Here is a 21,416-nt window from a genome sequence, read left to right on the forward strand (position 1 = left end):
AAGGATGCAGTGACGATGAAGTTTTTGAGCATGTGTCTGGCGCTGGTCTGCGCCATGGGAATGACGACGCCGTTGCAGGCACAGGATGGTCCTTTGCGGATCACCATCGAGGAAGGCATCATCCAGCCGTTGCCCTTTGCCGTGCCGGATTTTCAGGCCGAGACGGGAGAGGCGGGCCAGTTGTCTGCCGATATCGCCCGCGTTGTGGCCGCCGATCTGACCAATACCGGCGTGTTTCGCGAAATTCCCAGCACAGCGTTCATCTCCACCGTGTCGGACTTCAACGCGCCGATCCAGTATGCCGATTGGAAAGCGATCAACGCGCAGGCGCTTGTAACCGGCGCCGTTGCGGTGACGGGGAACAACGTGAACGTGAAGTTCCGGCTTTACGATGTTGTATCCGGTCAGGCTTTGGGTGAGGGGCTGCAGTTTTCCGGCACGACGGACGGATGGCGCCGCATGGCCCACAAGGTCGCCGACGAGGTTTATTCGCGCATTACCGGCGATGGCGGATATTTCGATACGCGCGTTGTGTACGTGTCCGAGACGGGCCCCAAGGACGACCGCAAGAAACGGCTCGCCATCATGGATTACGATGGTGCCAACGTGCGGTATCTGACGGACAGCTCGACACTTGTTCTGGCGCCGCGGTTCAGCCCCACGGGTGACCGCGTGCTCTATACCAGCTACGAAAGCGGGTTTCCGCGGATCTATGTGCTCGATGTCGGCTCGGTCCAGCGCCGGGTGCTTGAAAGCGCCGAGGGGACCATGAGCTTTGCGCCGCGGTTCGCGCCTTCGGGGCAATCGCTGGTGTTCTCGCTGACACAGGGCGGCAACACCGACATCTACACCATGGACATCGCGTCGGGCCAATCGGTCCGGTTGACCAACACGCCGGCCATTGAAACAGCCCCGAGCTACAGCCCCGACGGCAGTGAAATCGTGTTCGAGAGTGACAGGTCCGGCTCACCGCAGCTTTATATCATGCCATCGACGGGCGGCGAGGCGCGGCGGATTTCTTTCGACGAAAGCGGTGGCCGGTATGGCACGCCGGTCTGGTCGCCGCGCGGTGATTTGATCGCCTTTACCAAGCAAAAGGCGGGTCGCTTCCATATCGGTGTGATGCGCACCGACGGCAGCGAGGAGCGGCTGCTCACCGCGTCGTTCCTTGATGAAGGGCCGACCTGGGCGCCCAATGGCCGCGTCATCATGTTTACCCGCGAAACTCAGGGCGCGACGGGGGCATCGACGCTTTACACTGTCGATATCAACGGCCGTGTGCTGCGCCCGGTGAACACCCCCGAAGGCGGATCCGACCCCAGCTGGTCGCCGTTGCAGCCCTGAACGCGGACACTTTGACAACGCAACGGCGCGTGATAGCCTTGCGCAAACATATAAAACAAACACGACAATCCCAACGAGGTCGAGATCATGAAACGCACCCTTACCATCACTGCACTGGTGGCCGCGCTGGCGCTGAGCGCCTGTACGAACCCGAACCGTTTTGGCAACGATGACGCGCTTGCGGGCAGCGGCAATCCGACAGGGGGGACACCGCTGAACGGTGTGGTGCCGGGCAGTGCCAATGATCCGACATCGACCGCCTATTTCAACCAGACCATCGGCGACCGGGTCCTGTTTGCCGTCGATCAGTCCAACCTGACGCCCGAGGGGCGCAGCACGCTGGACGGTCAGGCGCAGTGGCTGCTCAGCAATGCCGATTACCAGGCGGTGATCGAAGGCCACGCGGACGAGCAGGGCACGCGCGAGTACAACCTTGCGCTTGGGGCGCGCCGCGCCAATGCCGCGCGCGAGTATCTGCTGAGCAAGGGTGTGCCTGCCGATCGCCTGCGGGTGGTCAGCTATGGCAAGGAACGCCCGATCGAGATTTGTTCGAACGAAGCCTGTTACGCCAAGAACCGTCGCGCGGTCACCGTGCTGGCGGGTGGTTTGACCAGCTGATCCAACGCCGGAGCGCGCCCATGCGATTTGCCTTTATCTTTGCCCTCGTCCTGGGGGCGGTCCCACTTGGCGCTGCCGCCCAGGATGCCCAGACGCTTGCCGATATCCGGCAGGAACTGACGGTTCTCAACACCGAGATGCAGAAACTCAAACGCGAGTTGAGCACCACCGGGAAGGCGGGGCAGGACAGCCAGCTTGCCGCGGGATCGGTGCTGGAGCGGGTCAACGCGATGGAGAGCGAGCTGACGCGCGTTACCGCAAAGGCCGAGGAGCTGGAGTTCCGCATCAACCGCATCGTCAATGACGGCACCCGTCGGATTGCCGATCTGGAATTCCGTCTGGTGGAACTGGAAGGCGGCGATATTTCGACGCTGGGCCAGACAAGCACGTTGGGAGGGGATGATCAGGCCACGGCCCCGCCGCCAGCGGTTGCACCCCCACTCGAGACGAACGGAGCCCAACTGGCCGTTGGCGAACAGGACGACTTCAAGCGGGCGCAGGAGGCGCTCGCAGAAAGTGACTTTCGCACCGCCGCAGACCAGTTTGCGACCTTCAATCAGACCTACCCCGGATCGCCGCTGAGCACGCAGGCCGATGTGCGCCGGGGCGATGCGTTGCGCGGTCTGGGTGATGTGCGTGAAGCGGCCCGCGCCTATCTTGCGGCGTTTTCGGGCGCGCCGACCGGGCCGTTTGCCGCCGAAGCCTTGTTCCAGTTGGGCAGCGCGTTGGGCGAGTTGGGCCAGACATCCGAGGCCTGTGTGACGCTGGGCGAAGTCGGCGTGCGGTTCCCCGACAGTGCGTTTGTCAGTCAGGCCGCGGGCCGACAGCAGGCGCTTGGCTGCGTTTGACGCAGTGACCGGTTCGGTACGGGCGACCGTCGCACACGCGCTCGCCCCGTCATTGCCCGGGAGGTTGGGCGTGGCCGTGTCGGGCGGGGGCGATTCAATCGCCCTTTTGACGCTCTTGCATGAAATTGCCACCACGCAGGGGGCCGAAATTGCCGCGGTGACCGTGGATCACCGTCTGCGCGATGGTTCCGCCGACGAAGCGCGCGGTGTCGCCGAGCACTGCGCCCGTCTGGGCGTTGCGCATGACACCGTATGCTGGACCGAGTGGGACGGGCGGGGCAACCTGCAAGACCGCGCACGCGAGGCCCGCGTGGCATTGATTTCGCAGTGGGCGCGGACCCGGGGCATCGCCCATGTCGCACTTGGCCATACGCAGGACGATCAGGCCGAAACGGTTCTGCTGAGGCTTGGCCGCCGTGCGGGGGTTGGAGGGCTGGCCGCAATGCGGCCCCGCAGTCACAGGGACGGGATCACGTGGCTGCGCCCGCTTCTGGGCGTGTCACGGGCGGCGCTCAGAGAGTATCTGCGCGGCAAGGGTGTGTCATGGGTGGAAGACCCCAGTAACGATGACCTGCGCTTTGACCGGATCAGGGTCCGCCATGCCCTGGGGTCACTGGGCGAGATCGGCATCGATGCCGCGGCCCTCGCCGCCGTGGCGGACAATCTGGCCGATGCGGATGCGGCTCTGGCCGATCAGGCCCGCGCGTGTCTGGATGCCTGCGGTGCTGTTCAACTGGGGTCCGTCAGGTTCGATTGGGAGGAATTCCACCGCCACCCCCATGAAATCAGGCGACGCGTTCTTTCGGCGGCGGTGCAATGGCACAGTGGGCGGGCCTATGGCCCCCGCCGTGCCGGCCTGGCGCAGGTGATGGCGGCGGTCGAAGCCAAAAGCGGTGGAACGGTCGACGGGTGCCACATCTTGACGCGGGCAGGCGCAATTTGGGTGCTGCGCGAACATCGGCGCATTGCGGATGCCCATGCGGCGCCCGGATCGGATTGGGACATGCGCTGGCGGTGCGATGTTGCGAACGGCCTTGGCCGGGGTACCAACGCCCGAGTGGCGGTTTTAGGGGGTAAGGGTCTGAAAGTAATGGTTGATTGGCGCGCGTCGGGGTTGCCGTGGGGCGTCGCGCGCAGCTTGCCTGCGCTGTGGCAGGGCGACGAAGTCGTATCGGTGCCCGCGCTTTTGCCGCACAAAGATGTGCAATGGTGCGCGCTGCGCGACGAAAAAGCCCTGCGTGCACTTCTATTATCGCATTGAACTGGCGGCAGGCATCTCTATCTTAAGTGGGACGTCCGGCGACCGGCCGTGACACTGACGCATTTAGGAGAGTTTCCTTGGGCAATTTCCGCAATCTCGTCTTCTGGGCCGTGATGTTGATCCTGTTGTTTTCGCTGTTCAATCTGTTCAGCGGTGGCTCCGGCGGCACGCAGAACCGTGATATCAGCTATTCCGAGTTCGTAGGCGCCGTCGAAAACGGCGAAGTCAGCAATGTGACGCTGGACGGCGAGCAGGTCCGCTTTCGCGGGTCGGATGGCACCGACTACGTCACTATTCTGCCGACAGATGCGGAGATCACCGCACTGTTGATCGAGAACGACATCCCTGTGCGCGCCGAAAGCCAGCAGGAAAGCGGGCTGCAGACGTTCCTTGTCTCGCTGCTGCCGATCCTTCTGCTGATCGGGGTGTGGATTTACTTCATGAACCGCATGCAGGGCGGCGGCAAAGGCGGCGCGATGGGCTTTGGCAAATCCAAAGCCAAGATGCTGACCGAAAAGCACGGGCGCGTGACGTTTGACGACGTGGCTGGCATCGACGAGGCCAAGGAAGAGCTCGAAGAGATTGTCGAATTTCTGCGCAATCCGCAGAAATTCTCGCGGCTCGGCGGCAAGATCCCCAAGGGGGCGCTGCTCGAGGGCCCTCCCGGTACCGGTAAAACGCTGCTGGCGCGTGCCATCGCTGGCGAAGCCGGTGTGCCTTTCTTCACGATTTCGGGTTCTGACTTTGTCGAGATGTTCGTCGGCGTCGGCGCGAGCCGTGTGCGCGACATGTTCGAGCAGGCCAAGAAAAACGCGCCCTGTATCGTGTTTATTGATGAAATCGACGCTGTTGGTCGCCACCGTGGCGCAGGCTATGGCGGCGGCAATGACGAGCGTGAGCAAACGCTCAACCAATTGCTCGTCGAGATGGACGGCTTTGAAGCGAATGAAGGCGTGATCATCATCGCCGCGACCAACCGTAAAGATGTGCTTGATCCGGCGCTGCTGCGTCCGGGCCGGTTCGACCGTCAGGTCACCGTCGGCAATCCGGACATCAAGGGGCGTGAAAAGATCCTTGGTGTGCATGCCCGCAAGACGCCATTGGGTCCGGATGTGGATCTGCGCATCATCGCGCGCGGCACGCCCGGATTTTCGGGTGCCGATCTCGCCAACCTCGTGAACGAAGCGGCGCTGACAGCGGCGCGTGTCGGGCGCCGGTTCGTGGCCATGATGGATTTCGAAACCGCCAAGGACAAGATCATGATGGGCGCGGAGCGCCGGTCGATGGTCTTGACGCAGGATCAGAAGGAAAAGACCGCCTACCACGAAGCGGGCCACGCGATTGTCGGCATCAAGCTGCCCAAGTGCGATCCGGTGTACAAAGCCACGATCATACCGCGTGGCGGGGCCCTGGGCATGGTGATGAGCCTGCCCGAAATGGACAAGCTGCAAATGTTCAAGGACGAAGCCGAGGAGCGTATCGCCATGACAATGGCGGGCAAGGCGGCCGAGATCTGGAAATACGGTGCAGAATCCGTGTCGTCCGGCCCCGTCGGTGACATCATGCAGGCCAGCCAGTTGGCCCGTGCGATGGTCATGCGTTATGGCATGTCGGACAAGGTGGGCAATATCGACTATCAGGAAGCGGCAGCCGGCTATCAGGCCAATGGCGGCGCGGGCGGATTTTCGGTGTCGGCGGCAACCAAGGAACTGATCGAGAGCGAAGTCAAACGCATCATCGATGAGGGTTACCAGCTTGCCTACAAGCTGATCGAGGAAAACGAGGAAGAGTTCGAGCGCCTCGCGCAAGGGCTGCTGGAGTATGAAACGCTGACCGGTGAAGAAATTCGCCGCGTTATGGCGGGCAAGCCTCCGCAAGACCCTGATGAGGACGACAGTGCCGATAGCGGTTCCGCCCCGAGCGTTACCGCGATCCCGAAGGCAAAGGGCAAGAAGTCGCCGCCGTCCGGTGGGATGGAGCCAGAGCCGTCAGTCTGAACCGGTTCTGAATTTTACAAAGGCCCCGCTTTTTGCGGGGCTTTTTTAATGCGGCTTCACAGCGCGTGATACCCGGATCCACAATTCATCATGGGCAATGGTATGCGTGCCGCTTCCCTTTCGGGACCGGATTGGCCAATGTGGCGGCGCAAATGACGGAGACCTTTCATGCCAGCATTGATCCCCACGGAACACACCGCGCGCATCACGTGGATGGGCCTCGTGCCGGACCGTGAAGCGGGGCTGAAAGCGGTGCCGCGCGATGCGCTCGACATCCGGTTCGGCGGCCCTGTGGGCGAAGACCACGGCGGGGTGACACGGCCCTCCTGCAGCCGCGTGCTGTCGCAACACCCGCGCGGGACGCAGATCGCCAATACGCGGCAGCTGTGTGTGATGAGCGCGGAAGAGATCGATGCGATCGCCCGCGCCATGGGGCTGGAGACGCTCGATCCGTCCTATATGGGGGCCACGATCGTCATCGAAGGGATCAGCGATCTCACCCACGTGCCGCCGTCCTCGCGTCTGCAGGGGCCCGATGGCGCAACGCTTGTCGTCGATATGGAGAACCGCCCCTGTCAGTTGCCCGCCCGCGAAATCGAGGCCGACATGCCCGGTGTCGGCAAAGGGTTCAAAGCGGCGGCCAAGGATCGGCGTGGCGTCACGGCATGGGTGGAGCGCGAGGGACGCCTTGCCATAGGCGAAACGCTGCGGCTGCATGTCCCCGCGCAACGGGCGTGGGCGCCCGGTTTTGATCTCTGACAGGGTTTCTGAAAAGAAACGCCACGGCCCCCCAACGCACCCGCGCGCCGCAACACGAGTTGAAAATGTCGGAATTCGGACCTGTTGGTCCGGCATGCCCTTGTATGCATTTCCCAGAATCCGCCACATCGGCAAAAATCGGGGACCATCATGGCTTACAAGACAGACATCGAAATCGCGCGCGAAGCAACCAAACGCCCCATTCAGGAGATTGGCGAAAAGCTGGGCATCGACACCAAAGACCTGCTGCCCTATGGCCACGACAAGGCAAAGGTGTCGCAGGATTTCATCAATTCCGTGCAGGACCGCACCGATGGCAAGCTGATCCTCGTGACCGCGATCAACCCCACGCCCGCCGGTGAGGGCAAGACAACAACGACTGTCGGTCTGGGTGACGGTCTGAACCGCATCGGCAAGAACGCCTGCGTGTGTATTCGCGAAGCCTCGCTTGGCCCCAACTTCGGGATGAAGGGCGGCGCCGCGGGGGGCGGTTACGCACAGGTCGTTCCGATGGAAGAAATGAACCTGCACTTTACGGGCGATTTCCACGCGATCACCTCGGCGCACAACCTGCTGTCCGCGATGATCGACAACCACATCTATTGGGGCAATGAGCTCGAGATCGACATCCGCCGCGTCGTCTGGCGCCGCGTTGTCGATATGAACGACCGTGCCCTGCGCCAGATCACGGCAAGCTTGGGCGGCGTTTCCAACGGCTTCCCGCGCGAGGCCGGTTTTGACATCACCGTGGCCTCCGAAGTCATGGCGATCCTGTGTCTGGCCAAAAACCTCGAAGACCTGCAGGAGCGTCTGGGCAGCATGATCGTGGCCTACCGGCGTGACCGCAGCCCGGTGTACTGCCGCGACATCAAGGCGGACGGCGCAATGACCGTTCTGCTCAAGGACGCGATGCAGCCGAACCTCGTACAGACATTGGAGAACAATCCCGCCTTTGTGCACGGGGGTCCGTTCGCCAATATCGCCCACGGTTGTAACTCGGTCATCGCGACGACGACGGCACTGAAACTCGCTGACTATGTTGTCACCGAAGCCGGGTTCGGTGCGGATCTGGGGGCGGAGAAGTTCCTCAACATCAAGTGTCGCAAAGCCGGGCTTGCGCCGTCGGTTGTCGTGGTGGTTGCAACGGTCCGCGCGATGAAGATGAACGGCGGCGTCGCCAAGGCCGATCTGGGGGCCGAAAACGTTGACGCGGTCCAGAAGGGCTGTGCGAACCTTGGCCGTCACATTGAAAACGTCAAATCCTTTGGCGTGCCGGTCGTGGTGGCCATCAACCATTTCGTCACCGATACCGACGCCGAGGTGCAGGCGGTCAAGGACTATGTTGCCGATCAGGGCGCCGAAGCGATCCTGTCGCGCCATTGGGAACTCGGCTCCGAAGGCTCTGCCGATCTGGCGACGCGTGTGGCCGAAATTGCCGACGCGGATGAAGCGGATTTCGCGCCAATCTATCCTGACGACATGCCGCTGTTCCAGAAAATCGAAGCGGTGGCCAAGCGCATCTACCGGGCCGACGAGGTGCTGGCGGACCAGAAAATCCGCAATCAGCTCAAGGATTGGGAAGCGCAGGGGTACGGCAACCTGCCGGTCTGCATGGCGAAAACGCAATACAGCTTCACCACCGACCCCGATCGCCGCGGGGCCCCGACCGGCTTCTCCGTGCCGGTGCGCGAAGTGCGGTTGAGCGCGGGTGCGGGGTTTGTGGTGGTGATCTGTGGTGAGATCATGACGATGCCCGGCCTGCCGCGCGTGCCGTCCGCCGAAGCGATCAAGCTGAACGCAGACGGTGACGTCGAAGGGTTGTTCTGACCCCGAAACATGACATCCCGCCGCTTTTGATCTAGCGGCGGGACATGTCGATGTTGCGCAAGACCGGTATCGCCGTCACTCTGATCGCAGTTCAAAAAAGGGATTTCATCATGATCAGATTTGCAGTGACGTTCATGGCCTTTCTGGCCGCCACCTGTGCCGCAGCGGAAGATAAATACGTCGGATATTACTATCCTGAAGTGACCAGCGAAGAAGTCTTTGACCGGGTCATCCGGTCCGGCAACGCGGGCAGCAAGGCAGTGCGGGTGGACTTTGTGAACGTCCTGACGTCATCGCAGTTGCAGGCCCCTTCTACCCCGCGCTTCGTTTTCTTTGCCAAGGGAAACAACGCCGAAACACTTGTGCTGACCGCGCTGGATGATGATGTGTTTTCCAGTATTTACAGGGCGCGGGCGGTGATGGCACAGCTGACGGTAAACGTGCGGCAGGGCGGCTTTTTCCAGCAGCAACAACTTCAATATGTCGCCACGTTCTATGATCTGCTGCAGTTGATGCAATTTGACGAGCTGATGATCACGGACGGCGAAACATGGACCCACAGGGTCGACTTTATCAGATAACAGGAATGACCAAATGACTGCAAAACGCATCGACGGCAAGGAATTCGCAGCCCGCGTGCGCGCCAAGGTGGCCGAGCACGTGACCCGGCTGAAGAACGATCATGGCATTACGCCGGGGTTGGCCGTTGTTCTGGTTGGCGAAGATCCGGCAAGCCAGGTTTACGTCCGATCGAAGGGGAAGATGACCGTCGAAGTCGGGATGAAGTCGGTCGAGCACAAGCTTGGCGCAGATACGGCCGAGGCGGATTTGCTCGCCCTGATTGACCAGTTGAACAACGATCCCGAAATCCACGGCATTCTGGTCCAACTGCCCTTGCCCGGACATCTGGACGAGGATCTGGTCATCAATTCGATCTCTCCGGCCAAGGACGTGGACGGGTTTCATATCTCGAACGTCGGGCTTTTGGGGACGGGCCAAAAATCAATGGTTCCGTGCACGCCGCTCGGGTGTCTGATGATGCTGCGCGATCATCACGGGTCGATCTCCGGCATGGATGCCGTCGTGATCGGCCGCTCCAATATCGTGGGCAAACCGATGGCGCAGTTGCTGCTCAACGACAGTGCGACCGTGACGATCGCCCATTCGCGCACCAAGGATCTGGCCGAGGTGGTCCGGCGCGCCGATATCGTTGTCGCGGCGGTGGGCCGTCCCGAAATGGTGCCGGGCGACTGGATCAAACCGGGGGCGACCGTCATCGATGTGGGTATCAACCGTCTCGATGCACCCGAAAAAGGCGAAGGCAAAACCAAACTGGTGGGCGATGTGGATTTCGACAGCTGCGCGGCGGTGGCGGGGGCGATCACGCCCGTGCCGGGCGGCGTCGGGCCGATGACGATCGCCTGCTTGCTGGCCAACACGGTGACGGCGTGCTGCCGTGCGAATGATCTGGCAGAACCCGAGGGTTTGACGGCCTGAACCGGCGCCGGTGCCGCGTCAGAGCGGCACTGGCACCATCGTGCCCTGCGCCACCGCGATGAGGGTACGGCGCGCATCCTCTTCGGCAAAGACTTCGGCGGTGACGACGCACAGACGCTTGCCCGGTTTGATCACGCGGCCTTGGGCGACAAGCCTGTTGCCTTTTGCGGGTGCAATCAGATTGATCTTGATCTCTGCGGTGACAACTTCGCAATCCAGCGGCAAAACGCTCAGCGCGGCGTAACCGGCAGCGCTGTCCGCGATCGAAAAAGTCAGCCCCGCGTGTCCGAACCCCTGCTGCTGCAACGCGGTCTGGAGGATCGGCGCCGTGACATCGACCTGACCGGCCTGTAGCGCCGTGATTTGCGCCCCAAGGCTCGCCATCATCGTCTGGCGCGAAAAACTGTCGTAGATGCGGTCGCGTGCGCTTTGGTCCACAATCAACTCCGGGGCATGGGCAGGGCGATAGGTGTCGGCCCCGTCAGGATGGCCTGCGCGTCGGGCTGCATCAAGTCCGACAGAACGGGGGTGTGGCTGTAAAGCCCGCCTGTATAGGTTCCGTAGGCGGGCATGATGATCCGGTCACCGTCCACCAGAAATGCGGCGCGTGTGATGGTGCGCCCGCGTGCCGGGATACTGGCCTTGGGGTGATAGTGACCCGAAATTTCACCGCGCGCGCCTTTCTGGGCGATGTGGCGAAACACCAGCGGGGCTAGGGGCAATTCGGCCAGATGGGTCCCGCCGAATTCGACCGGACCGGGGTCGTGGTTGCCTTCGATCCAAATCCAGCGCCGGCCGGCCTGCAATCGGGTGATCCAGTCGCGTTCGCTTTGCGGCAGGGCATGGGCGGCGAGCAGATCATCAAAGCTGTCGCCCAGACATACCACCGTGCGCGCGTTCGTCTGCGCGAGATCCGATGCGAGACGGTTCAGGGTATCGCGGGTGTCATAGGGGGGCAGGGTGGCCCCGCCGCGCCGGGCCATCCGTTCGGATTTACCCAGATGCAGGTCACTGACCACCAACAGCCCGTGATCCGGCCACCACAGGGCACCGGTACCAAGGGCGCGCAGACGTGCGCCCGCGAAATTGAAATCATGGCCTTTCATTGCCCCTAGATGGAACAGAATAGGAACGGCTGCAAGGCCTCGGCGACAGGTCAACCCCGAGTTCTGGCGGTGTCAGAAGCCGACGCGCCATTTGGGTTTGTTCGACGGGGGCGGTTTTATCTGTGCCAGACCGGATTGCTCCATCACGCGGGCGGCTTCCTCGGCGAGCAGCCGCTCTTCGGCGTCACCTTTCACGGGCACGCGCCCGGCCTCCAGAAACAGGGGCGCGGAGAGCGGGGTGATGCGGTCCAGAACCAGATGATCGATCCGGCCTTTGGTCCGTTCGAACATCTCTTCGATGCGGCCAAAGTCGACCAGACCGCGCAGCGCTTCCTCGCGCGTTATTTCGAGCATCAGGTGATCAGGATCATAGCGCAAAAGCGTGTCATAAAGAATGTCGGAGCTGAAGGTAGCCTGCCGCCCCGACTTGCGCGCAGAGGGTGTGTTGCGTTCGATCAGCCCCGCGATGTTGGCCGAGGCGCGGAAGGTGCGCTTCATTACGGCATTGCCTGCGAGCCACGTCTCCAGCCCGTCCATCAACGCTGCGGGATCCAGCAGGGCATCGGCGTCGGTGACCTGATCGAGCCCCCAGATCAGGGTGGCGTAATCGGTGGCGACAAACCCCATCGGGCTATGGCCCAGTTCTTCCATCCGTTTGCTGAGCAGCAGACCCAGCGTTTGCTGCCCGTTGCGCCCCGCGAACCCGTAGACGACCGTCTGCTCCCGCCCGTCGTGCGGAAAGCTTTCGATCAACAAGCGGCCCGGTTGGGGCAGCTGGCTGAATGCGCGCTGCATGCCCAGCCATTCGGCGGTATGATCGGGCAGCTCGGGCCAGCTTGGTTGAGTGAACATGCGTTGGACACGCGCCGACAATTGGGTCGATGTCGCGAATTTCGTGCCGCCGAACGTCGCGATCTTCGGCTTCTTGGCGGCATCGCGGCTGACTTCCACGGTCATTTCGCGCAGGCCTTCGTATTTCACGATCTGCCCGCCGATGAGAAAGGTGTCGCCCTTGGTCAATGTCGCGGCAAAGCCCTCTTCGATCTCGCCCAGGGGTTTGCCGCCCCGGTTGCGTTTCATCCGTACCTTGAGCGTATCGGTGTCCTGTATCGTGCCGATATTCATGCGGATACGCTGTGCCGCGCGTGGGTCGCGCAGCTGCCACAGACCGTCGGGGCGTTGGACCAGCCGCTGCCAGCGGTCGTAGGCCTGCAGCGCGTATCCTCCCGTGGCGCAGAAATCCAGACAGGCGTCGAACTGTGCGCAGGTCAGCGCGCTGTAGGCACCGGCGGTACGGATTTCGTCAAAGAGCCGCTTTTCGTCAAAGGGGCCAGCGCAGGCCGTGATCAGAATATGCTGGCACAAGACATCCCGCGGGCCTGCGCCGCGCGGGTCACCGTCAAGCTCGCCCACAAGCACCGCCTCCAGCGCCGCCACGCATTCGACGACCTCGAACCGGTTGGCAGGGACAAGAAGCGCCTTTGACGGCGCGTTGTACCGGTGGTTGGCCCGGCCGATCCGCTGCACCAGACGCTTGACGTTCTTGGGTGCGCCGATCTGGATGACCAGATCGACATCCCCCCAGTCAATGCCCAGATCAAGGCTGCCGGTGCAGACGATGGCCCGCAGTTCGCCGCGCACCATCGCGCCCTCGACCCGCTCGCGCTGCACCTTGTCGAGCGATCCGTGATGGATGCCGATGGGCAAGCTGTCCTCATTGGCGAGCCACAGATTGTGAAAGAAGATTTCGGCCTGTGCGCGGGTGTTGTGAAAGATCAGCGTGGTGTTGTGCGCTTTGACCTGTTCCAGCACAGCCGGAATGGAATAGGCCGCCCCGCCACCGGCCCAGGGTGGTGCTTCCTGCGTGCGCAACATCTGGATATCGGGTGCGGGCCCCGGATCGGCCAAAAGGATTTCGCAAGGGTCGGGATGGCACGCCATGAGATGCGCGATGGCCTTCGGGTCCTCGACAGTCGCCGACAGACCCACCCGTTTGAGATCCGGGCAAATGGTCTGCAAACGTGCCAGCGCCAGCATCATCTGGTCGCCCCGTTTGCTTTCGGCGAGGGCATGGATTTCGTCGATGACCACCCGTTTGAGCCCCTTGAACATGCGCGGTGCGTCTTCGTAGGACACAAGCAAGGCGAGGCTCTCGGGGGTTGTGAGAAAGATATGTGGCGGATCGGCGCGCTGTCGTTTGCGCCGTGTCGTAGTGGTGTCGCCGGTGCGTTCCTCGATGCGGATTGGCAGCTTCATTTCCTCGACAGGGGTCGTCAGGTTGCGTTTGATATCCGCGGCAAGCGCCTTTAGAGGCGAGATGTAGAGCGTATGCATCCCGTCGTGATCGCCGGTCGCCAGATCAATCAGGGTGGGCAGGAAGCCCGACAGGGTTTTGCCGCCGCCGGTGGGCGCGATCAGCAGCAGCGACGGGGCGTCCGCGCGGTCCAGCATCTCTTGCTGATGCGGATGGATCGACCAACCCTTGGTCGCAAACCAGTTCTCGAATTTTGGTGGAAGTGCGCGCATGCCCGCAAGATAGTGTGAGCGCCGCGCGGTGCCAGTGCCCCTAGCGCGGGCGGGGTGTGAGTTTCGCGATTTGTGCGCGCAGCAGATCGGGCAGGGCGGTATCGGCCCCGTCAGGGGCCGCATCCAGCGCGCTTGCCAGATCTTTGACGAGGATCCCGATAGAATTGTCCGCTGCGTGTCCGTCGCGGGCAAATTCGATAGTGTCAAAGCCTGAAGCGAGCCAGTTCTGCCCCGAAGAGGTTTCAATCAGATCAAGCAGTTTGCGTTCATCGAGGCCCGCCGCATCCGCCCAGTCGAGCACCAGTCGCGTCATGGCTGTATGCGAGGCGGCAAGCATGTTGTTGAGCACCTTGGCCTGCATACCCGCGCCATAGGGGCCCATACGGTGGAAGTGCGCCCCCATTGCCGACAGGAACGGTTGCACCGCGTCCAGCTCGGCGCGGTCGCCGCCCAGCATGAAGCTGAGTGTTCCCCGTTCGGCGGCGACCTGTGCGCCGGACATGGGGGCGTCAATCAGGGTGATATGGGACGGCACCCGTGCCCGCAGGCCAAGCACGTACCGCGGCGACAGTGTTGACGAGATGATGATCCGCTTGAGCCCGGGGATCGCGGTGAAGTTCTGTTGGTCAAACAGGACAGCATCGGTTTCGTTCCCGTCGCGCACGACAGTAATCAGCGTATCGAGATCTTCGGCAAAGCTCGCGATGTCGTCGGTGATGTAGACGGGTTCGAGCGGGCGTATGTCATAGCCGCGGGCGGGCAGACCGGCGCGGCGCAGTGCAGCAAGCATGGGTGCGCCCATCCGGCCACAGCCCGCAACACCGATCCTGCACTTCATGCGGCTACTTCACGATGTGTTCGTCTTTGACGAACATGTTGGCCCAGGCGCGGTCGATCAGGTCCGGCGACATCTGGTAGGGGATGCCCTCGAAGTCGCAGATGGCGATCATCTGGTCGATCAGGAAAATCGGCTGGTAATTGGCGTATACATTGTCGATCGTCGGGTATTTGCTTTTCAGCAAATGCACCAGCGTCGCCTCGTCCAACGGCATTTTGCGTTTCTTTGCCACCATCGCGAAAATCTTGAGGAAGTTGGCCTGATCGGGGCCGTCGATCTTGATCTTGAAGAAGATACGGCGCAGGGCGGCGGTGTCGAAAATCTCGTTCGGGTGGAAGTTGGTCGAAAAGATCACGAGCGTATCGAATGGCACCTCGAATTTTTCGCCCGATTGCAGGGCAAGGATGTCTTTGCTTTCCTCAAGCGGAACGATCCAGCGGTTCACGATGCTTTGGGGCGGTTCTTTTTGGCGGCCAAGGTCATCCACGATGAAGATGCCGCCGGTGGATTTCAGCTGCAACGGAGCCTGGTACGTCCGCGCGGTCGGGTTGTAGACGAGATCAAGCATGTCCAGAGACAGCTCACCCCCGGTGATGACCGTGGGCCGTTCACAGCAGACATACCGCTGGTCGAAGCGGGTCACGCGGCGCAGCGAATGGGGGTCCTGCACGGCCTCTTCGGTGGCGTTATGCACAATCGGGTCATAGACGGTGATGACCTGAGACGCGTATTCGATTGCGTAGGGGACATAGACCTGATCGCCAAGCGCGTCGCGTATACCGTTGGAGATACTGGACTTCCCGTTTCCGGGCGGGCCGTACATGAGGATCGACCGGCCGGCGGAGACCGCAGGGCCGAGGTGATCGAGCAGGCTGTCCGGCAGGACCAGATGCCCCATCGCGCCGGTCAACTGGCCCCGTGTGACCTGCATGTTGCGCACCGACTGCCGCTTGACCTGTTCGCGGTACACATCAAGAGGCACAGGCATCGGTCCGAAGTATTCCGACTGGGCCAGTGCATCCATCGCGCGGGCCTTGCCCCCGTCGGTCAGCTGGTACCCCATTTCGTTGCCGTTCTGGGCATTCAACGTCCCCGTCGCCTCGAGCAGGCGCTGGGTGCGGCACATGTCGACCAATTCCTGCGTCACCGGGATCGGCAGGCAGATCGCCTTGCTGAGTTCGCTGACCATTTCCACGTTCTTGCGGAAGATCGTTTTCAACAGGATGTCGCGCATCATGACGATGGGCAGCTTCATGTCCTCGATCGTCTTGGGCGGCGGGGGGGCCATCACGGCATTGGTCGGGGCGTTCATGTTTTTTCCCTCTGCTCGGTTACGGGTTTGTCATGACCCATAGGGGATAAAAATGGCTTTAATCAGGCACCGTGCACCAGACCAAGGCCAAGATAGATCGCAAGCGTCAGTCCCAGCGCGAGACCCATCGGGAACTTGGTATCCTGATGCCAACTTTCCCAGCCGGGGGCGAGCGCGCGCAACGGTGAGTGTTTCACCATGCGGTGGGTCACGATGGACGCCACAAGCACCACCATGAACAGGAACATCATCAGACGAAGGTCTCCCAACGCGACAAAAGGCGCCGCCGCGGCGAGAAATTTGCTGTCTCCCGCGCCCATGGCCCCCAGCGCGTTGAGGGCAAAGCCGATGACGAGCACCACCACGAGCCCGACAAGCCGCCACAGGTACACATCGAACGGCAGGACAATCAAGCCGATCACGACGAACACAGCCAGCAGTGCCAGATTGGCGTTGTTGGTGATCTTCATGCGCGACAAATCGGTATAGGCCACGTACAGGCAGATCGGCGCCACGAAGGGGAAGAACCACCACGCCTCTTTCATCGTCAGGGAAAGCATGGCGCGTTACGCTTCGAGAGCCGACAGGGCGCGGGCCGCGGCTTCAAAGTGCTGCGGATGCGTATCGATGGCTTCGCGCAGCAGACCTTTGCCGGTTTCCACGTCTCCCTGCTTAATCGCGGACAGGGCAAGCGTGTGCAACAGCTGCGCACGCTCGGACTGGTCCATCGGCACGACCGGCAGAGTGTAGTTGCGCTGCGCACCGCGTGCGAGAACAAGGTTGTTCTTGGCGGTGAACAGATCAGGGTCCTGTGTCACGGCGCTGATGAACAGGCGCTCGGCATCCTGATAGTCGCCACGCGTCAGCTTGGAATAGCCCCAGTTGTTGAGAACGGGGGCGGGCTGTGTGGTCAGGCCAACCGCGATTTCATAAAAGCTGTCGGATTTCTTCCACTGTTTCTTGCTGTCCGCAACAATGGCCTCGAGCCTGTAGCGTTTGAATGTCTCGTGGGTCGGCGGGATCGCGTTGAGCGTCTGTTCTGCCTTGTCCCAATTGCCCGCGCGGATCAGCGCATCGGCCAGATTGACGCGGTCGGTGTTGGTGGCATCGGGCAGGGCAACGGTCTTGGTCCATGCAGCTGCCGCTTCGTCGAAACGGCGTGCACGGATCAGCGAAAGTCCAAGCCCGCGATGGTGTTCGATGTTCTTGGGCGATTCCGCGATGGTGCGCTGGAAATAGCTGACGGCCTCATTCGGGTCGGCCACTGTCAGCATCACGTCGGAAAGGTTGCTTTCGTCGATCACATTGACGTCCTGAAAGGCACGTTCAACGGTTTCTGACCCGTCTTGCTCGCCACAGGCGGACAGAACGGAAGCGCCCGCGATCAGGGCGCTCAGGATAAACGGGTGGCGCATTTTTGCGTCCTTTTACTGCTACTGCCTCGGTCCAGGTGTCTACAGCGGTTCGCTGATCACGTAGTCAGCATTGCCGCGTCGCACCAATTTATAACCATCGTTATTGGCGACCGTTGTATCAGAAATTTCCGATTTTTCGAGTGCCAATCGCAGATTGTCCCGGATTGAGACACTTTCGCCATTATCAAGTGCAAAAGCCTTGCGGAATATCTGTGTCGCATCGGCATTTTTGCCACGCTCCATCAGGACCACACCCAGATTATTCCAGATTTCGGGGCTCTGGTCGTCCTTCTCGAGTGCACGGCGCAGCAGCGCTTCTGCCTGCCCCAAACGGCCCAGTCCGAGGTTCGCCGTCCCAAGCCCGGACAGTATTTCCGCATCCACCGCCCCGCGGTCGATGGCGGCGCGGTTGAAGGATCGGATCGCGAGTTCGTATTGCCCAGCCGCAACAAGACGGTGACCCGTCTCGAGATTGTCGGCCCCTTCGGCGCGCAGATCGACACCCGGCGCATCGAGGCCCTGCGGCGTTTTTTCACCGAATAAAGACGCGCCAAGGCCGCCCGTATCGGAACAGGCGGCCAAAGAGACTGTCAGGGTCAGAACCAACGCAGCGTTTCCGCCGCGTCGGAAAGGATGTCGCATTATTGCCCCGGACCTCCCATTTCACCCAGTTTCGCGATGCCCATGGCCGAGGGTCCGACCAGAATGATCAGCAGCGGAGGCACCGTGAGCATCATTGTGGCAAGGGTCATCTTGGTTGGCAACTTGTTTGCGGCCTCTTCGGCGCGCATCACGCGTTTGTCCCGCATTTCGCCCGCGTAAACGCGCAGGGCGTCCGATATGGAGGTACCGAATGCCGCCGATTGCACCAGCACGGTGACGAAGGACGATACATCCTGCACGCCGCACCTCGTGCCCATGTCGTTGAGAACGGAAACCTTGTCCTTGCCGGCCTTCATCTCGTAGGCGACGACCTCGAATTCCTCTGACAGGGCCTGATAGGAAGCGCGCAATTCCGCGGCCACCCGGACGATACACTGGTCGAGCGACTGGCCCGCCTCGACACAGACAAGCATCATGTCGAGCGCGTCGGGAAAGCCTGCTTCGATCTCTTCCTTTCGGGCCCCGATGCGGCGGGTGATCCAGTACTTGGGCAGGAAGTATCCCGCGCCGCCCGGACCAATGGTCCACATCATCGTCTTGGTCGTGCTCAGCGTGTCTTCGGGTACCATGAAATTGGTGTAGAACAGACCGATGCCCAACCCGACGATGCCAAGCGCCATCTGCGCGAAGTAGAAAATGCGCACCGCATCGCGGGACTGATACCCCGCCTGACGCAGCTCGAGCTGTTTCTGGCTCAGTTCCGCAACATCCTTGGGTTCGAGGAAGGTCGCAAATTTTTCGAGCTGTTCGTTGTGGCTCTTCTGGCGCAGCTGTTTCGTGGTGGCCTCGCCGGCATTGGACGGGGCGCGGGCCGTGCGTTTAAGCTTGTCCAGCGGATCCTCGGGCTGGCGCATCATCATCACGACGGTCACGGCGACAAGCATCAGGCCAAGAACGCCAAGGATGATGATCAACCCGAGCGGGCCGAGCACGCTGGAGACGCTGGCGTTGAGGGTTTCAAAAAGGGTCATTGTTTCCGTCCCTCACACTTTGATGTTCGTCAGGATGCGCATGACGAAAAGGTTGGCCGCCAGAAAGATCCCCACCGCAAAACAGGCAGGAATGAAATAGGGGTGCGGTTTCACCTCGTCGTAGTAGTTCGGGTCATAGACGTTGATCACGATCAGCGCGACGATCGGAAAGGCCGACAGGAACTTGCCCGACCATTTCGCTTCGGCGGTGATCGCCTTCACACGGCGGAACAGACGGAAGCGCGCCCGGATCACCTTGGCCAGACCGGCGAGGATTTCGGCGAGGTTACCGCCGGATTGCTGCTGGATCGTAACGGCGACGGCCAGAAAGCGCATATCCTGCATGTCGAGCCGTTCTGCCATGTCTTTCAACGCCTCGCCGACATCACGACCATAGGCTGCCTCGTCCGCGATCACGCCGAACTCCGACGCCAGCGGATCCTGGATTTCCTTCGACACGATCGAAACGGCATTGGAAAACGGGTGCCCCACACGCAGCGAGCGCACCATCAGCTCAACCGCGTCGGGCAGTTGTTCTTCGATCAGGGCCATCCGTTTGTTGGCTTTCGAGGAGACCCAGAAGAACACTGCGCCGATGCCAATACCGATCGACATCACGATGCGCACAGGAGTTTCGGTCGCTGTGCCAACCGTCAACGCGACGAAGGCGACAACCGAAATGCCGCCCATCAGCATGATCAACTGATGCGGCGTGAATGCGATCGCGGCCTTCTGCGCTTTTTCGGACAGCAGCGAGTAGAGCGGGATCGACTTGGCGTTCATGTGCTGCTGCATTTCTTTGCGCAGCTTGTCGAGTACCTCTTCGCGGCGTTGCCCTTTTTCGAGCATTTCGAGGCGGCGGTTGACCCGGCTGTTGAGGCTTATCGATTTGCCGAACGCCACCAGATACAGGCCTTCGACCAGCACCAGGACGCCCACAAAGATCAGGCCATAGATGATTGGTTCTGCACTCATTTCTCTGATCCTTACTGGGCGGCGATAGGTTCGTAGATGGACGACGGCAGGTCATAGCCCCACATGCGAAAGCGTTCCGCGTAATGGCTGCGCACGCCCGTGGCGGTGAAATGGCCGATGATCTTGTTGTCGGGGGTCAGGCCCACACGCTGGTAGCGAAAGATTTCCTGCATCGAGATCACATCGCCTTCCATCCCGGTGATTTCGGTGATCGATGTCATCCGGCGCGAACCGTCCTGCAGGCGGCTGGCTTGCACAATCAGGTTCACAGCGGAGGAAATCTGGCTGCGTACGGCCTTAAGCGGCATTTCGATACCCGCCATCGCAATCATGTTTTCCAGACGGCTGACCCCGTCGCGGGCGGAGTTGGCGTGGATTGTCGTCATCGATCCGTCGTGGCCGGTGTTCATGGCCTGCAGCATGTCGATGACTTCCTCGCCGCGCGTCTCGCCCACGATGATGCGGTCGGGGCGCATCCGCAGGGCGTTCTTCAGACAGTCGCGGGGGCTGACTTCGCCCTTACCCTCGACGTTGGGCGGGCGGCTTTCCATCCGGCCCACGTGGGTCTGTTGCAGCTGGAGTTCCGCCGTGTCCTCGATCGTCAGGATACGTTCCGCGTTGTCGATAAAGGACGACAGCGCGTTCAGGGTCGTGGTTTTACCGGAGCCGGTACCGCCCGAGACGATGACGTTCAGGCGCGTTGCGACCGCGGCCTGAAGGTAGGCGGCCATTTCTTCGGTGAACGCGCCGAATTGCACCAGATCATCAATGCCCAGCTTGTCCTTCTTGAACTTACGAATGGACACGAGGCTGCCGTCCACCGCGACCGGCGGCACCATTGCGTTGAAGCGCGAACCGTCTTTCAGGCGCGCATCGACGTAAGGGTTGCTCTCGTCGACACGGCGACCCACCGCGCTTACGATTTTATCGATGATTCGCAGCAAATGGCGTTCGTCTTTGAACGTCACGTCCGTCAGTTCGAGCTTGCCCGCGCGTTCCACAAAGATCTGCTGCGGGCCGTTCACGAGAATATCGTTGACGCTTTCGTCTTTCAAAAGCGTCTCGAGAGGGCCAAGGCCGGTCACCTCGTCGTAGAGTTCGGAATTGAGCTGCAACCGGTCCTCGCGCCCAAGCACGATCGATTTCTCAGACAGGACCTCGGCGGCGATGGCATTGATTTCCTGCCGCAAATCCTGCTCGGTTGCATGTTCCAGCGCGGCGAGATTGAGGTTGTCGAGCAACGCGCGGTGCAATTCGAGCTTGATGTCGCTCATGCGCTGCTTGCGTTTGACTTCCTTGTCTACCGGAAGCGCCGCGGCGGGGGCGGACGCCCTGCGCATGGAGGCGGTCTTGGCCGTCTCTGCCTTGGGGGCTGCCTTGGGTTCGGGGGCCGCCGCAGCGGGTGCGTTGGCCGGAACCGCTTCTGGTTTTTTGTACTTGGAAAACATCGCGTTACCTT

Annotated in this window: 20 protein-coding genes; 9 read left to right on the plus strand and 11 right to left on the minus strand. The window is 61.5% G+C overall.

What is annotated here, in order from left to right:
* Nucleotides 1-15: 15 nt before the first annotated feature.
* From tolB to folD, 9 genes are all read left to right on the plus strand, one after another.
* Nucleotides 16-1,344 carry a Tol-Pal system beta propeller repeat protein TolB gene (gene tolB / locus K3756_RS05190; RefSeq protein WP_259991586.1) on the plus strand — a complete coding sequence of 443 codons (1,329 nt, stop codon included), beginning with the start codon at nucleotides 16-18 and terminating at the stop codon, nucleotides 1,342-1,344.
* An 87-nt stretch (nucleotides 1,345-1,431) separates the two neighbouring features.
* Complete coding sequence (gene pal, locus K3756_RS05195; protein ID WP_259991588.1) at nucleotides 1,432-1,962, plus strand: peptidoglycan-associated lipoprotein Pal; 531 nt, start codon at nucleotides 1,432-1,434, stop codon at nucleotides 1,960-1,962.
* Nucleotides 1,963-1,982: 20 nt separating this feature from the next.
* Entirely contained in the window at nucleotides 1,983-2,810 is an 828-nt protein-coding gene (gene ybgF / locus K3756_RS05200) for a tol-pal system protein YbgF (protein WP_259991589.1), read from the plus strand.
* Complete coding sequence (gene tilS / locus K3756_RS05205; protein WP_259991591.1) at nucleotides 2,797-4,071, plus strand: tRNA lysidine(34) synthetase TilS; 1,275 nt, start codon at nucleotides 2,797-2,799, stop codon at nucleotides 4,069-4,071. The genes ybgF and tilS overlap by 14 nt, the downstream gene beginning before the upstream one ends.
* A 77-nt stretch (nucleotides 4,072-4,148) precedes the next feature.
* A complete protein-coding gene (gene ftsH, locus K3756_RS05210) occupies nucleotides 4,149-6,068 on the plus strand; it encodes an ATP-dependent zinc metalloprotease FtsH (protein ID WP_259991593.1) in 1,920 nt (639 codons plus the stop codon).
* 168 nt (nucleotides 6,069-6,236) lie between these two features.
* Nucleotides 6,237-6,827: an MOSC domain-containing protein gene (locus K3756_RS05215; protein ID WP_259991595.1), complete on the plus strand. Its 591-nt coding sequence runs from the start codon at nucleotides 6,237-6,239 to the stop codon at nucleotides 6,825-6,827.
* A 150-nt stretch (nucleotides 6,828-6,977) separates the two neighbouring features.
* A complete protein-coding gene (locus K3756_RS05220; RefSeq protein ID WP_259991597.1) occupies nucleotides 6,978-8,654 on the plus strand; it encodes a formate--tetrahydrofolate ligase in 1,677 nt (558 codons plus the stop codon).
* A gap of 110 nt (nucleotides 8,655-8,764) precedes the next feature.
* Nucleotides 8,765-9,235, plus strand: coding sequence for a hypothetical protein (locus K3756_RS05225; RefSeq protein WP_259991599.1), 471 nt, complete (start codon nucleotides 8,765-8,767; stop codon nucleotides 9,233-9,235).
* A 13-nt stretch (nucleotides 9,236-9,248) separates the two neighbouring features.
* Nucleotides 9,249-10,151 (plus strand): bifunctional methylenetetrahydrofolate dehydrogenase/methenyltetrahydrofolate cyclohydrolase FolD, encoded by a 903-nt coding sequence (gene folD / locus K3756_RS05230; protein ID WP_259991601.1) that lies wholly within the window; start codon nucleotides 9,249-9,251, stop codon nucleotides 10,149-10,151.
* An 18-nt stretch (nucleotides 10,152-10,169) separates the two neighbouring features.
* Here folD and K3756_RS05235 read toward each other — a convergent pair whose 3' ends face one another.
* The 11 genes from K3756_RS05235 to K3756_RS05285 form a co-directional block, all read right to left on the minus strand.
* Nucleotides 10,170-10,538, minus strand: a complete 369-nt coding sequence (locus tag K3756_RS05235; protein ID WP_259993489.1) for a PaaI family thioesterase — start codon at nucleotides 10,536-10,538, stop codon at nucleotides 10,170-10,172.
* 53 nt (nucleotides 10,539-10,591) lie between these two features.
* The gene (pdeM, locus tag K3756_RS05240; protein WP_259991604.1) at nucleotides 10,592-11,257 is read right to left on the minus strand and encodes a ligase-associated DNA damage response endonuclease PdeM; all 666 of its coding nucleotides are present in this window, start codon (nucleotides 11,255-11,257) and stop codon (nucleotides 10,592-10,594) included.
* A 72-nt stretch (nucleotides 11,258-11,329) separates the two neighbouring features.
* Entirely contained in the window at nucleotides 11,330-13,783 is a 2,454-nt protein-coding gene (locus K3756_RS05245) for a ligase-associated DNA damage response DEXH box helicase (protein ID WP_259991606.1), read from the minus strand.
* Nucleotides 13,784-13,823: 40 nt separating this feature from the next.
* On the minus strand, nucleotides 13,824-14,621 hold the full coding sequence (locus tag K3756_RS05250; protein ID WP_259991608.1) for an NAD(P)-dependent oxidoreductase: 798 nt from the start codon (nucleotides 14,619-14,621) through the stop codon (nucleotides 13,824-13,826).
* A gap of 4 nt (nucleotides 14,622-14,625) precedes the next feature.
* Nucleotides 14,626-15,933, minus strand: coding sequence for an ATPase (locus K3756_RS05255; protein ID WP_259991610.1), 1,308 nt, complete (start codon nucleotides 15,931-15,933; stop codon nucleotides 14,626-14,628).
* A 62-nt stretch (nucleotides 15,934-15,995) separates the two neighbouring features.
* Nucleotides 15,996-16,493 carry a prepilin peptidase gene (locus K3756_RS05260; protein ID WP_259991612.1) on the minus strand — a complete coding sequence of 166 codons (498 nt, stop codon included), beginning with the start codon at nucleotides 16,491-16,493 and terminating at the stop codon, nucleotides 15,996-15,998.
* 6 nt (nucleotides 16,494-16,499) lie between these two features.
* A complete protein-coding gene (locus K3756_RS05265; RefSeq protein ID WP_259991615.1) occupies nucleotides 16,500-17,348 on the minus strand; it encodes a lipopolysaccharide assembly protein LapB in 849 nt (282 codons plus the stop codon).
* 39 nt (nucleotides 17,349-17,387) lie between these two features.
* Nucleotides 17,388-17,990 (minus strand): tetratricopeptide repeat protein, encoded by a 603-nt coding sequence (locus K3756_RS05270; protein WP_259991617.1) that lies wholly within the window; start codon nucleotides 17,988-17,990, stop codon nucleotides 17,388-17,390.
* Nucleotides 17,990-18,982 (minus strand): type II secretion system F family protein, encoded by a 993-nt coding sequence (locus K3756_RS05275; protein ID WP_259991618.1) that lies wholly within the window; start codon nucleotides 18,980-18,982, stop codon nucleotides 17,990-17,992. The genes K3756_RS05270 and K3756_RS05275 overlap by 1 nt, the downstream gene beginning before the upstream one ends.
* A gap of 12 nt (nucleotides 18,983-18,994) precedes the next feature.
* Complete coding sequence (locus K3756_RS05280; protein WP_259991621.1) at nucleotides 18,995-19,957, minus strand: type II secretion system F family protein; 963 nt, start codon at nucleotides 19,955-19,957, stop codon at nucleotides 18,995-18,997.
* A gap of 11 nt (nucleotides 19,958-19,968) precedes the next feature.
* Nucleotides 19,969-21,405, minus strand: a complete 1,437-nt coding sequence (locus K3756_RS05285; RefSeq protein ID WP_259991623.1) for a CpaF family protein — start codon at nucleotides 21,403-21,405, stop codon at nucleotides 19,969-19,971.
* Nucleotides 21,406-21,416 lie beyond the last annotated feature (11 nt).

It is taken from the genome of Sulfitobacter sp. S190 (genome assembly GCF_025141935.1).
Classification (GTDB): Bacteria; Pseudomonadota; Alphaproteobacteria; order Rhodobacterales; family Rhodobacteraceae; genus Sulfitobacter.